Here is a 12,772-nt window from a genome sequence, read left to right on the forward strand (position 1 = left end):
TGGCGAAGATAATGTGCACTTGATAAGCAACTATCGCTCCTTTTTCGTGCGGCGCATTTATTTAGTGCGATAACCGAGAGAGCTTAGACTGCAATCTTCACGCCACGCATCAACCCAACAAGTCAGCCACATCTAATATGCGTTGTGCCAACTCTGACAACTTCAGATTCTTGTCCATCGCCATGCGACGCAACTTTGAATACGCTTCATCTTCGGAAATTTTATGGCGCTCCATCAGCAAACCCTTGGCGCGCTCTATCGTCTTGCGTTCCGCCAGCTTGAGTTTGGTATCAGATAGCTCGGTACGCAGTTTTTGCTCGGCATTGAAGCGCGCCAATGCGACATCCAGTACCGGCTTGATGCGCTCCGACTGCAACCCTGCGACCACATAAGCCGATACGCCAGCCGCCATTGCGGCTTCCATGCTCGATTTAGCATGATCCTCAGTAAACAAGACGATAGGCCGTCGCGCATCCCGCGTCGCCATCACCACATGCTCCAGCACATCGCGCGAATCGGATTCGGCATCGATGATAATCATGTCAGGCTGCAGTTGGGCGACGCGATCCGGCAAATGCATATCAGCAGGGAAAACCGCGATGATGTTATAGCCGGCTTCCAGCAAGCCTATGCGTAATGCGCGCGAGCGCTCTGCCTGCATCCAGGCGCTGTCATCCTGTTCGCCTTCAGGGGGCACGACGGTATTGACGACGACTATGCGTAGCGAACGAACATCGGAACGAACGTCGGCGCGCATATCAGCGCGCGCACTAGAAGTAGAATCGGGTTTTGGAGTTTCAATCATTGCAACATTCTAAAAGCAAGTGATACGGTGTGGTACCAGAATAAGCTACAATCCACGCAAGAATCACACCAACATGATGCATTTTTCCCGCATCTTTATCCCATGCTCGTTCTCGGTATCGAATCTTCCTGCGATGAAACTGGTCTCGCGTTGTATGACACGCAACGTGGTTTGCTCGCGCACGCGCTGTATTCCCAGGTAAAAATGCATGAAGAATACGGCGGCGTCGTGCCTGAGCTGGCCTCACGCGACCATATACGCCGTGCCATTCCCCTGCTGGAACAGGTCTTCGCCGAAAGCGGCGTAGCGCATGATGCGATCGATGCAATCGCGTATACACAAGGTCCCGGGCTAGCAGGTGCATTATTGGTCGGTGCCTCGGTCGCCTGCGGCCTCGGCCTGGCGCTGGATAAACCTGTATTAGGCGTACATCATCTGGAAGGCCATCTGCTGTCGCCCTTGCTGGCCAGCGAGCCGCCAGAATTCCCTTTCATTGCCCTGCTGGTTTCCGGCGGTCACACGCAATTGATGCGCGTCGACGGTGTCGGGCAATACACGATGCTGGGCGAAACGCTGGACGATGCGGCAGGCGAAGCATTCGACAAATCGGCCAAGTTGCTCGGTCTCGGTTATCCGGGCGGACCGGCAATTTCACGGATGGCCGAGTTTGGCGATCCGGCTGCATATAAATTGCCGCGCCCTATGCTGCATTCAAAAAATCTGGATTTCAGTTTTTCCGGATTGAAGACTGCCGTGCTGACCGTCGTCAAAAATCAAACCACCAATATCTGCGAGCAAGACAAGGCCAACATCGCACGCGCCTTTGTCGATGCCATCGTGGAAGTGCTGACTGCCAAATGCATGACCGCGCTCAAGCACACTGGCTTGAAGCGTCTGGTCATTGCCGGCGGCGTCGGCGCCAATCGCCAATTGCGCGAATCGCTGAACGCAGCGGCAGCGAAAAAGCATTTCAAGGTGTTTTATCCGGAACTGGAATTTTGCACCGACAACGGTGCGATGATTGCCTTCGCGGGGGCGATGCGTCTGGAGATTAATCCGGATGCGGCGAAAAAAGATTACGCGTTCAACGTCAAACCGCGCTGGCCGCTGGATAGCATCAAAGAGATATAAACAGCGCCGGTTCAACGGCGCTCGTTATTTCAAATTTGAGAACACAGTAACACCCCAATGATTACAGCGATCAACTGCGGAAACCAATACTCCCTCGTTCGTTGCCCATCAAAGAGACCATCAATAGGCACTCATTTCAGAATCCGGCAGATTCGGTTGCATCTACAGCCGGCGTCCTTTCGTCAAGGTAAATTTTTAATTGGATTTCGCTCATGAAAAATTCGCTCGAAAGATAAGCGGATATTGTAAATAATGCGCAACAAACCGAATAAAAACATCCACTTACATGTTAAGAAAATGTGAATTGCAGGTTGCGTATCAAGAAAAAAGTAGATACTATCAAAGCCAATGGGTGTTTGTAGCGCGTTGCTGCAAACAGGTTAATGCGCTGGTCGGGCCGCCGCGCGGAGTACTGACGCATGCCTACGCCCATTGCTATCTACAAGATCGTCTTTCTTTATCTGATTCCATTCTGCGAATCAGTAGTTCCTCCTACACAGCGATTACACCACCTGCCTTGAAGCAGGTCGTTTCTTAGTCGCATCTCACACTAAACATCACCTTTCAATCGCATTGACTGGGGATTTTCCTACGCTACGCGCTGCTTGAAATCATTCGTGTAGCGATCATATCAATTCAAATTGATATTGCTCGTTGATCTTTTATTAGAAAGGAGGTCCGTCTAATAAAAAACCTTGAATTAAAAAGAAGAAATTAGAAAGAAAAACTACAGAAAATTAGACCCTGTAGCAGCCTTTAGACACGGAGAGCAAGAGTAATGACTGATACAACCATAAACAATGTGGCCGGCGCATCCGCCGGCGGCAATAAGCAAACAATTCATTTGAAGGCGCCAGGTACCGGATTAATGGACACCTGGAAAGCGATGGGACCCGGTATTGCCGCTGCAATGACCGGGATTGGCGCAAGTCACATCATGCATGCACCGACTGCTGGTGCAAAATATGGTTACGAGTTACTGTGGGTAATTCTCGCTGCCTACATCCTCAAATACTGCGCATTCGAATTTGCCCACCGCTACACCATGGTGAAGGGCGAGTCCATCATCAATGCCTATCATCGAAACGGAAAATGGCCGTTGTATTTCATGATTTTCCAGGGATTTGCCAATACCGTCGGTATTGCGGGCCGCGCGCTGGGTTGCGCCGCCATGTTGTGGGCAGCATTCCCTTTCATGTCGCTGCAACTGTGGGCTGTCACCGTATTGGTTGGTACCGTCGCGATCTTGTGGGCAGGTAGTTACAAGGCCGTTGAGGGTGTTTGTAAAGTCCTGATCCTGGTGTTTGCCGGCTCCTGCTTTATTGCGTTTGCGTTACAGGCACCACCACCGATGGAGTATCTGTCGCGCTTGTTGCCTACCTTGCCGCCAATTGGCGCAATGATGCTGTTTGGTGCGATGTTCGGCTACTTCCCGACCACGCTGGAAGTGGCACCTATGCAATCGCTGTGGGCTGTGGAAAAGAAGGCCGGCATGGTCAAGGTCAAGGAATTACGCGCTGAGGGTCATACCGTCGAAATGGATAAAAACTACATGAAAAATAGTTTGATTCTGTTCAAGCGCGATATGAATATCACGTACCTGATTTCGATGTTGTCGGGCATGATCTTCCTGATCGTTGGCGCAGCTGTGCTGAATCCGCTTGGTCTGGTACCAAAGGGCAGCGAAATGGGTGCGACTATCGCACGTATTTACACAGACACCTTCGGGCAATGGATTTTCCCTATCATTATCTCGGGTGGCGTTGCAGCACTTTTCTCGACCGTGTTCACCTACTTCGATGGCCAGGCACGTATTACCGAGGAATGCTCGGTACGTCTGGTCAAGAAATGGGATACGCCACGTGCACGCAAGTTGATCTACCGCGGCATGCAAGTGATCTGGTTGATCGCAGGCATCTCGATCGTGTACGGCTTGCCTGAACCTATCTTTGTGACCCAGCTGGCATCTGTCATGGCACTGGTGTTCTCGCCGGTTCTGTATTGGCTCACCATCAGAGCGGTGAAAGATAACTTCACCACTGACTTTGAACGTGATCTGCTTCCTTCCAAGGCGATGTTTGCTCTGGCATGGACAGGCACGATCTCGCTGGTTCTCATCACCGGATATGTGATGTACATGCAGTTCTTGAATTAACGACCAATGCCTCCGTCGGATAAAGACGGAGGAATTCAATGAATCACGTCTTCCGGGAATGGATCCTTTTAATTTGTTCCCGGATTTTCATTCGGCTTCACGGCGGTCATGGTGTCCTGATGCCACCGTTTTTTAACGAGTACCCATAGCATGAATGATGAAATGAATCTCATCGCTGCCGCTTTGTTCGGTATCGCGCTTGTCCATACATTTGCAGCAAAATCTTTTGAAAAGCTTGCGCATCGCAGCAAGCACCATTCCGGCTTGCTCCACTTGCTCGGAGAAATCGAAGTCGTATTCGGCCTCTGGGCCTTCGTTCTCATCTGCACCATGGCTTTGGTTGTAGGCCCACAAAATGCGATCGAATATACCGAATCCAGACACTACACCGAACCCTTATTCGTGTTCGTGATCATGGTCATCGCAGCATCGCGCCCTGTACTGGAGACAGTCAAGGGACTTGTTGCCCTACTTGCGAAAGCCATGCCCATACGTACCGCAGTCGCACGTGTTTGGCTGTGTCTTTGCGCCGTCCCACTGATAGGATCATTGATTACCGAACCAGCAGCGATGACACTGGCTGCGTTGATGCTGGCACCTCTGGTCTTCCATGACGGCCTACCTGAGTGGAAAAAATATGCAGCGCTTGGCGTGCTCTTCGTGAATATTTCCATCGGCGGCACACTGACGTCCTTTGCTGCACCACCGGTACTGATGGTCGCTGCCACGTGGAATTGGGATAGCGCATTCATGGCGGCCACCTTCGGATGGAAAGCCGCAATAGCAGTATTCATCAACGCAACGGCGGTGACATTCTTAATTGCCAAGCATCTTGCAGACAAACCTTCGGATGCGGAGAAAGCCAGCAATGAATTGCCGATGCCGGTGACGGTTGCCGTTGTCCACCTTGTGGGGCTGGCCGCCGTGGTGTACTTCGCCCATCACCCCGTCATCTTTATGGCGATATTCCTGTTCTTCCTCGGCTTCACGAAAGCATATGAACCGTATCAAAATCCGCTGATCCTCAAGGAAGGTCTGCTGGTTGGCTTTTTCCTCGCCGGCCTGGTTGTCCTGGGTGGGATGCAGCAATGGTGGCTGCAACCAATAGTCTCCGGACTGGAACCGACAGCATTATTTTTCGGCGCCTTGTTCCTCACAGCCATTACCGATAATGCGGCGTTGACCTACCTAGGATCACTGATTGAAGGCATGAGCGATGCAGCGAAATACATGCTGATGGCTGGCGCAGTAGCCGGCGGCGGCCTGACTGTCATTGCAAATGCCCCGAATCCCGCTGGTGTCGCCTTGCTTCGCGGAGGATTTCGGGATGGAGCGATCAGTATCGGGGGACTGGTAGCGGGTGCAATAGCCCCCACTGCTGTCGCCGCTGCACTCTTCCTGATTTTTATTCCTTAACCAAGGTAATGCGCGATCGCATCCTGAACGTGATCGATCGCGCATTACATTTTCAGTGAACATTGCCCCAACATAATTTTAGTAACTAGATAAGGACGCTGTAAGTGCCTATTGAATACCCTGACGACGAAATGGTAAGTCTTGCCAAAAACTCGAGTTCATCGTTAGCTGCGGCTGAGCGCCTTCACGCCACGGCGGCTGTTAAGTATTCGAAAGACATTGAGAACATACTTGTGGAATCCTTTGGTGCAAGCGGCATAGGCCTGCACGAGAAAATATCAAGTGTTGAGCACGCATTACCACAAGGCATGAAGATCAAATTGCGCGCAGTCGCTACTATTCACTACGAAGTGGTACACGCAAAATACTTAGAGATATCTTATTCCGCCGCGCACGAAGCACAATGCCGTGAGGCTCTAACAGACCTGCGGGCATTATCGGGTGAAGGGAGGGGTTGGAAGCTTGGGGGCTTCATTTTCCTGGGTATATCAGGCCTGGCTGGGTTTTCGATTGGCGTTCGCAATTTTGGACTTGGCGCTGGCATTGCATTTGCCACTTTATTCACGCTGTATTGTGCGTGGATTTTGTGGCCTAAAGTGCTACGCGAAGCCTTCTGCAGCAAGCAAGAAAAACCATAAATAAATAAATAAGCGCAATCGCAAGGCAACAGCACCAAGGGACCCAATGTATTTCTCGAGACTTCTTTCGATTCCCTGCTCACGAAAATCCACCTGAAACTTTGTGAAGAGGATTAATAAATTCCATCATAGTGCAAAATCGAGCACGTTCTCGATGCTCGCTACTCATGAAAACTAAGCGGACCAGGTCACATGCAATCCGCCAATTCCCTGAATTAATTGAGGAGTGATTGCCTAAAGAAATATCCCATCTCCAACATGATGGTTACACCGGTTGAGTTCAAAGTCGAAAGCGGACGTTTCATATCCGCTATTGATTGCAAGACGCAACAAGAACAAAAAGGTGACTCATCATTTTTTTTTGCTGCCGAGCCGGCTTTCTTTCCCAGCCAGCAAATTACCGATGTTCTTTGCATGCCTGTAAACCAAAAGCACACTCATCGCCAATACCGCCAGCAAAATCACATCAGGACCGAATAGCAATCCGTAATAGAACGGGGCAAAAATGCTGGCTATCAACGCGGCCAGCGACGAATAGCGAAATGCATAGGCGATCACCAACCATGTAATCAGGGTTGCCAATCCGAGCCAGCCATTCAATGCGAGTAATACACCCAATGCGGTCGCGACGCCCTTGCCGCCAACGAAACGGAAAAAGACAGGCCACAGGTGGCCGAGGAAAACAGCGATCGCAACCAGAGCAACACCACTTTCCTGCACGCCATATTCCGGACCGACATATTTAGCCAGCCACACCGCGACAAAGCCTTTTGCGCCATCACCCAGCAAGGTCAATATCGCAGCCTTTTTATTCCCGCTACGTAGCACATTAGTCGCGCCCGGATTCTTGGAACCGTAGCTGCGCGGATCGGCCAGACGAAAACATTTGCTGACCACCACGGCAAACGAAATTGAACCCATCAGATACGCAGCGATTGCGAAAAGAACTGTATTCATATCAACCTTTAATTACCATTTTTACCTGCATTTTTTGTTATGTCTTACCGCGCACTTTGCCGCGTTATCCCTGTTTGCAAATCAGCGCTCTCAGCGTAGGACTTTACTCTTCCAGCGCGCACTGCACCGCGGTTGCCGACAATGCCTGCGTCAACACTTTTGGGTTTATACCTATCAGGTAGCCGCGCCGGCCACCATTGATATATATTTTTTCCAGCTCAAGAATACTCTGCTCGACATAGACGGGCATCGCCTTGCGCGTACCAAAAGGCGAAGTACCGCCGATCAAAAATCCGGAATGCCGGTTTGCCACTTCCGGCTTGCACGGCTCTACCGATTTGCAGCCTATCTGGCGCGCGAGATTCTTGGTCGAGACCTTGCGATCGCCGTGCATCAAGACGATCAAGGGTTTGGCCGCATCATCCTGCATCACCAGTGTCTTGACCACAGCATGTTCATCAACACCCAATTTACGTGCCGAAACGGTCGTGCCGCCGTGCTCTTCGTACTCGTAAGGGTGCTCGGAAAAAGCAATGTCCTTACGGCGCAAGAACTGGGTCGCGGGCGTTTCGGAAATATGCTCTTTTTTTGCCATGCGTGTTACGCTCATCTTAAAATTTGGAGCACATTATGCAACAAGAACTCCGCTTTGCGACCTTCAATGTCTGCAATCTGGCATTGCCGGGCGTGAAATATTATGACGACCAGATTCCTTACTCTGTCGCGGAGTACGATGCAAAGACCAGCTGGATTGCACAACAGCTGGACGCGCTTGATGCTGATGTCATCGGCCTGCAGGAAATCTTTTCACAGGCGGCGCTCAAGGACGTGCTGGCAAAAACCCAAGGATATCGCGACGCCCATCATGTCGGTTTCGATCCCGATCCGCTGGCCGACCATTTGACGCCCAATGTGGCCCTGATTTCTCGCTTGCCAGTAATGGCAGGCGCCACGACGTTTAAGCTATTACCCAACAATCTTGCCGTTAGCTTACCCGGCGTTGCCAATCCGGTTCAGCATTTTACGCGGCCGATACTGCATGCAAAAATCGAAGTCTTGCCCGACTTGTCGATCCACGTTTTTGTCTGCCATCTGAAATCGAAATTACCGGATTATCGTAACGACAACCACGATGATCAGCCGGATCAAACCGGAATCGCGATGTTGCGTTCGCTGATAAGACGCGGCACCGATGCACTGGGCTTGCGGTCGCTACTATCCAATTTAAACAAGGACGACCGTGCACCAATCATTGTCATGGGCGATTTTAACGACGTCGCGAATGCAATTCCAACCCAGATGGTAATGGGCCTGGGCAAGTATCCGATCAATGGCATCGACGATCGCTTATTCGAAAGTTATCGCATTCAATCGCGGCGAGATCCATTGCGCGATGTCGGCTACACACATATACACGATGGCAACTATGAAACGATCGATCACATTCTAGTTTCGGAAGAATTCCATCCGGCATCACGTGCGTCGATAGGTGAAGTAGTGGAAGTGATGTATTTGAATGACCACATGACTTTCAGGCAAGCACACGCTTCCGATCATGGTCTGGTGTTGGTACGCATACTGCTGCATGGAAAATCAGCCAATGGCGTTACGCCATCCAGCCCGGATGCAACACCGGTCTGAATGTATCAGCAATACATGCAAAAACCGGAACAAGAAAATTAGTTGGCGGCAGGACCAGTAGCGTCTGTATCTGTGCCATCTTCCGCATCATCTGCATCGACGTCAGAAGTGTCTGTGCCGTCGTCAGGCGCACTGCCTTTTTCAGCCTTGCGCTTCAGCTTTTCTTCTTTTTTGCGTTTCTTTTCCAACTCTTTTTGACGTTTCTCGTACTGAAAATTAGGTTTGGCCAAGTGAGTGCTCTTTGAGTAGGTATTCTGTTGAAGGAGGCAGATGGCCAGGGTCACGCTGCGACGAGGCACCATCAATGGGACGAATGCTAGCATGCCGCCATCCTTCGCGGCTGAAAACTGACAATACGCGCTGAATTCTCAAGTGCAAGCAAGTCGGCAAAAATCAGCTAAAATCAAACAACTTCACTCAATTCCGAGCATTAAATCGATAACTCTTTACGTGAGAGAAATCTACTGGTTCAGCCGCGCGGATGATGCATTTGATGCAAGCGTTTCAAGCGCTCTCGTGCCACATGCGTATAGATTTGCGTCGTCGAAATATCGGAATGCCCAAGGAGCAATTGCACAACCCGCAAATCGGCACCGTGATTAAGCAAATGCGTCGCAAAGGCATGGCGCAATGTGTGCGGTGACAGCGGTGCATTGATTTGTGCAATCGCCGCATGCTTCTTGATCAGCGTCCAAAACATCTGTCGCGTCATCGGTCCACCTCGTGCCGTTACAAACAAGGCGTCATCGATTTGCCCATCCAGTATGGCAGGACGCGCTTCTTTCAAATAGCGCTCTATCCAGGCGCGCGCCTCTTCACCAAACGGTATCAGGCGCGTCTTTCCACCTTTGCCTGTGACTCGCAATACCCCCTCATTCATGCCGACTTCCAGCGATTTCAGCAACACCAGCTCAGTCACCCGCAAGCCGCTGGCATACATCAATTCCAGCATCGTGCGATCGCGCAAACCCAGTGGCGTGGTCACATCTGGCGCAGCGAGCAAGGCCTCAACCTGCGCTTCCGACAACGTCTTGGGCATGCGCGGCGGCTGTTTGGCGGAACGCAATTTCAGGCATGGATCATCGCTGATGCGATTTTGTCTGAGCGCCAATTGATAAAACCGTTTGAGTACTGCCAATCGTCGATTCGACGAGGTAGCCTTGGTCGTTTCGTGTTTGGCAAAGAAATAGGCATTCAGATCATCGGCATGCGCTGCCAGCAAGGTCTTGCTGCGCTCCGCTTGCAGCCAGACTGCAAACAAGCGTAGATCGCGCCGGTACGCTTCCAGCGAATTTTTTGCGAGGCCATCTTCCAGCCAAAGCGTGTCGCAAAATTCATCGATCTGCCCCTGGCTTGCCAATGGCTGGGAAGCGGCGTCATTGGATTGTGTACGGCGCGGCGCCTTCAGCACCTTTTTGATGGGCTTCTTGATTGGTTTTGTGACTGCCTTGTCTGCTGCACCACTCATCAGTAACCCGCAACTTTTTCATGCGCGAGCAGCCAGCGTTTGACGCCGACATGGAATCCGGTTTCGTCATCCTGATGCGCGAACCCGCCTAAGCCGCCTGCCGCCGTGACACGATGACAGGGGATCACCAAGGGAAACCAGTTGGCACCGCAGGCTTGCCCAACGGCACGCGGCGCAGATTGCACCCGCCTGGCAATGTCGCCATAAGTGAGCACCTTGCCACGCGGAATTTCGGAAATCGCCGCCCAGACTTTTTGCTGAAAAGCCGTGCCTAGCGGCATCAACGGCAGATCGAATTGAAAATCCGGATCATCGAGATAACGCTCCACCTGCCGTGCCGCACGTTCAGATGTGGGGTCGATAGCATCCTTGCCTTGAAAATTTGCCGGCAGATAAACCAGTTCACGCACTAGATGATCTTCAGTACGTATGCCAATCGCACCAAACGATGTTTCGACAATCGCGGCAAACAGGGATGAGGAAGAAGTCTGCTTCATTGCATACAACCCAAAAGACATGCGCATAAACACAGAGCATAAAACAAAAAAGGCGCATCTCGCGATGCGCCCTCAAATACATCTACTGTACCCAAGCCGCGTATAGCAATGCTATCGCCGCAATTATTGATACAGGTCTCCCCTACTAGTCCGACATCAATGCCGTGTGTATGTATGCTCCCCTTAAACCATTCGGTCGCGCATAAAATACGCACCATTACAGGGCAGGCAGCAAAGTTGTCCCATTATAAAAATCAATCTCCGGGAAATCAAGCAATTATCCTTGGGCAGGCATTGGTGCAACAAATGGCAAAAGAAGTATTGTCGGTGACGCGAATTTACGGTACCGGCGCGCAGATAAAAGCCACTTATGCTGCGCTGCGTCTGGCACAAAATAAAAAAGGCGTGTCTTTCGACACGCCTTGAATTTTGCTTTTGTGCTCCCGGCCATTTGATGAGTTACCTCTCAACAGCTTCTGTGAAACACAGGTCTCCTCGGCCCAATGGTGCTATCGCCAACCCTGACTGAAAAGCGATATACCTAGCCTTTATTCTTCTTTGAATGCTTCCTCACGTTTTTTACGCAATGCCGGCAACAGCACAACGGCCAACGCCAACACTGCCATCGCCAACATCGTGGCACTGATCGGACGCGTCAAGAACACCATCGGATCGCTGCGCGACAACAATAATGCGCGACGCAAATATTCTTCCATCATCGGTCCGATAATAAAACCAAGCAGCATCGGAGCCGGCTCAGCATCGAGCTTTGCGCAAATATAACCGAACAATCCGAATAATGCCATCAGATAAATATCAAAATCACTATTATTCAAACTGAAGACGCCGATCGCACAGAACATCAGAATCGCTGGATACAAATGGTGGTAAGGAACGGTAATCATGCGTACCCACAAACCGATCATGGGCAGATTCAGAACCACGAGGAAGAAATTACCGATCCACATCGATGCAATCAAACCCCAGAACAGCGTTGGCTGTTCGGTCATCACCGCGGGGCCTGGCTGAATGCCTTGAATGATCATTGCGCCGATCATCAACGCCATCACAGGATTGGATGGAATGCCCAGCGTCAGCATGGGGATAAATGAGGTTTGAGCGCCGGCATTATTGGCCGCTTCCGGTGCGGCCACACCTTCAATCGCCCCCTTGCCGAATTGTGCAGAATTCTTCGATACTTTTTTCTCGATCGAATATGCAGCGAACGATGCCAGCATGGCACCGCCACCTGGCAAGATACCAAGCGCAGAACCCAAAGCCGTTCCACGCAAAACTGGCGCAATGATTCGTTTAAAATCTTCCTTGCTCAACATCAAGCCGGAGACTTTTTTCATCACCAGCGAACGGGTTTCTTCATGCTCCAGATTGCGGATGATTTCACCGATACCGAACATGCCCATCGCAACAATCACGAAGTTGATACCGTCTGCCAGTTCAGGCCTATCGAAGGTGTAACGTGCTGCACCGGAGTTGACATCGGAACCGATCAAACCCAGCAACAAACCAAGAATTACCATGCCGATTGCATTCAGCAAGGAGCCACTAGCCAGCACGACCGAGGCCACCAAACCCAGCACCATCAGCGAGAAATATTCAGCAGGGCCGAATTTCAAAGCAAGATCAGCGAGCGGTGGCGCAAACAGGGCAAGCAAAATAGTCGCTACCGTACCGGCAAAAAACGAACCGATCGCCGCAGTTGCCAGCGCCTTACCTGCATGCCCCTGTCGCGCCATCTGATAACCGTCGATTGCAGTGACCACAGAGGATGACTCGCCCGGCAAGTTCACCAGAATCGCAGTTGTCGAACCGCCGTATTGCGCGCCGTAATAAATACCAGCCAGCATGATCAATGCAGCGATGGGAGGTAATGCAAATGTCGCTGGCAACAGCATCGCGATCGTGGCAACTGGACCTAAGCCTGGCAATACGCCGACAGCTGTGCCCAGAAACACACCGATCAGGCAATACATCAAATTTTGCAGGGTCAAGGCGGTATCGAAACCGATGCCCAGATTAGTAAATAATTCCATTGTCAGTACCTTC

12 protein-coding genes are annotated in these 12,772 nt (G+C 51.1%); 5 read left to right on the forward strand and 7 right to left on the reverse strand.

What is annotated here, in order from left to right:
* Nucleotides 1-109 precede the first annotated feature (109 nt).
* Nucleotides 110-757, reverse strand: a complete 648-nt coding sequence (locus tag ACFQO0_RS04270) for an ANTAR domain-containing response regulator (protein WP_382232788.1) — start codon at nt 755-757, stop codon at nt 110-112.
* 150 nt (nt 758-907) lie between these two features.
* Here ACFQO0_RS04270 and tsaD point away from each other — a divergent pair, with 150 nt between their 5' ends.
* The 4 genes from tsaD (at nt 908) to ACFQO0_RS04290 (ending at nt 6,145) form a co-directional block, all read left to right on the forward strand.
* A complete protein-coding gene (tsaD, locus tag ACFQO0_RS04275) occupies nt 908-1,936 on the forward strand; it encodes a tRNA (adenosine(37)-N6)-threonylcarbamoyltransferase complex transferase subunit TsaD (RefSeq protein WP_382232789.1) in 1,029 nt (342 codons plus the stop codon).
* Nucleotides 1,937-2,714: 778 nt separating this feature from the next.
* Entirely contained in the window at nt 2,715-4,091 is a 1,377-nt protein-coding gene (locus tag ACFQO0_RS04280) for an Nramp family divalent metal transporter (protein ID WP_382232790.1), read from the forward strand.
* A gap of 162 nt (nt 4,092-4,253) precedes the next feature.
* Entirely contained in the window at nt 4,254-5,507 is a 1,254-nt protein-coding gene (locus tag ACFQO0_RS04285; protein WP_382232791.1) for a putative Na+/H+ antiporter, read from the forward strand.
* 104 nt (nt 5,508-5,611) lie between these two features.
* The gene (locus ACFQO0_RS04290) at nt 5,612-6,145 is read left to right on the forward strand and encodes a hypothetical protein (protein ID WP_382232792.1); all 534 of its coding nucleotides are present in this window, start codon (nt 5,612-5,614) and stop codon (nt 6,143-6,145) included.
* Between the two features lie 351 nt (nt 6,146-6,496).
* On the opposite strand, the gene plsY is transcribed toward ACFQO0_RS04290, so the two are convergent.
* Together plsY and ybaK are read right to left on the reverse strand one after the other, a co-directional pair.
* Complete coding sequence (gene plsY, locus ACFQO0_RS04295; protein ID WP_382232793.1) at nt 6,497-7,102, reverse strand: glycerol-3-phosphate 1-O-acyltransferase PlsY; 606 nt, start codon at nt 7,100-7,102, stop codon at nt 6,497-6,499.
* Nucleotides 7,103-7,205: 103 nt separating this feature from the next.
* On the reverse strand, nt 7,206-7,697 hold the full coding sequence (ybaK, locus tag ACFQO0_RS04300) for a Cys-tRNA(Pro) deacylase (RefSeq protein ID WP_382232794.1): 492 nt from the start codon (nt 7,695-7,697) through the stop codon (nt 7,206-7,208).
* A gap of 35 nt (nt 7,698-7,732) precedes the next feature.
* On the opposite strand from ybaK, the gene ACFQO0_RS04305 reads away from it, so the two are divergent.
* The gene (locus ACFQO0_RS04305; RefSeq protein ID WP_382232795.1) at nt 7,733-8,743 is read left to right on the forward strand and encodes an endonuclease/exonuclease/phosphatase family protein; all 1,011 of its coding nucleotides are present in this window, start codon (nt 7,733-7,735) and stop codon (nt 8,741-8,743) included.
* A 38-nt stretch (nt 8,744-8,781) separates the two neighbouring features.
* On the opposite strand, the gene ACFQO0_RS04310 is transcribed toward ACFQO0_RS04305, so the two are convergent.
* From ACFQO0_RS04310 to ACFQO0_RS04325, 4 genes are all read right to left on the reverse strand, one after another.
* On the reverse strand, nt 8,782-9,066 hold the full coding sequence (locus ACFQO0_RS04310; RefSeq protein ID WP_382232796.1) for a hypothetical protein: 285 nt from the start codon (nt 9,064-9,066) through the stop codon (nt 8,782-8,784).
* A 146-nt stretch (nt 9,067-9,212) separates the two neighbouring features.
* Nucleotides 9,213-10,211, reverse strand: a complete 999-nt coding sequence (xerD, locus tag ACFQO0_RS04315) for a site-specific tyrosine recombinase XerD (RefSeq protein ID WP_382232797.1) — start codon at nt 10,209-10,211, stop codon at nt 9,213-9,215.
* The gene (locus ACFQO0_RS04320; protein ID WP_382232798.1) at nt 10,211-10,708 is read right to left on the reverse strand and encodes a methylated-DNA--[protein]-cysteine S-methyltransferase; all 498 of its coding nucleotides are present in this window, start codon (nt 10,706-10,708) and stop codon (nt 10,211-10,213) included. The genes xerD and ACFQO0_RS04320 overlap by 1 nt, the downstream gene beginning before the upstream one ends.
* Before the next feature lie 548 nt (nt 10,709-11,256).
* Nucleotides 11,257-12,759 carry a tripartite tricarboxylate transporter permease gene (locus ACFQO0_RS04325; protein WP_382232799.1) on the reverse strand — a complete coding sequence of 501 codons (1,503 nt, stop codon included), beginning with the start codon at nt 12,757-12,759 and terminating at the stop codon, nt 11,257-11,259.
* Nucleotides 12,760-12,772 lie beyond the last annotated feature (13 nt).

The sequence above is a fragment of the Herminiimonas aquatilis genome (assembly GCF_042665175.1).
Taxonomy (GTDB): Bacteria; Pseudomonadota; Gammaproteobacteria; order Burkholderiales; family Burkholderiaceae_D; genus Oxalicibacterium; species Oxalicibacterium aquatilis.

Coding starts and splice junctions, on each gene's coding strand:
- ACFQO0_RS04320 (WP_382232798.1), bottom strand. CDS start 10,708: ATGAAGCAGACTTCTTCCTCATCCCTGTTTGCCGCGATTGTCGAAACA.
- ACFQO0_RS04325 (WP_382232799.1), bottom strand. CDS start 12,759: ATGGAATTATTTACTAATCTGGGCATCGGTTTCGATACCGCCTTGACC.
- plsY (WP_382232793.1), bottom strand. CDS start 7,102: ATGAATACAGTTCTTTTCGCAATCGCTGCGTATCTGATGGGTTCAATT.
- xerD (WP_382232797.1), bottom strand. CDS start 10,211: ATGAGTGGTGCAGCAGACAAGGCAGTCACAAAACCAATCAAGAAGCCC.
- ACFQO0_RS04270 (WP_382232788.1), bottom strand. CDS start 757: ATGCGCGCCGACGTTCGTTCCGATGTTCGTTCGCTACGCATAGTCGTC.
- ACFQO0_RS04285 (WP_382232791.1), top strand. CDS start 4,254: ATGAATCTCATCGCTGCCGCTTTGTTCGGTATCGCGCTTGTCCATACA.
- ACFQO0_RS04310 (WP_382232796.1), bottom strand. CDS start 9,066: ATGCTAGCATTCGTCCCATTGATGGTGCCTCGTCGCAGCGTGACCCTG.
- ACFQO0_RS04305 (WP_382232795.1), top strand. CDS start 7,733: ATGCAACAAGAACTCCGCTTTGCGACCTTCAATGTCTGCAATCTGGCA.
- ybaK (WP_382232794.1), bottom strand. CDS start 7,697: ATGGCAAAAAAAGAGCATATTTCCGAAACGCCCGCGACCCAGTTCTTG.
- tsaD (WP_382232789.1), top strand. CDS start 908: ATGCTCGTTCTCGGTATCGAATCTTCCTGCGATGAAACTGGTCTCGCG.
- ACFQO0_RS04280 (WP_382232790.1), top strand. CDS start 2,715: ATGACTGATACAACCATAAACAATGTGGCCGGCGCATCCGCCGGCGGC.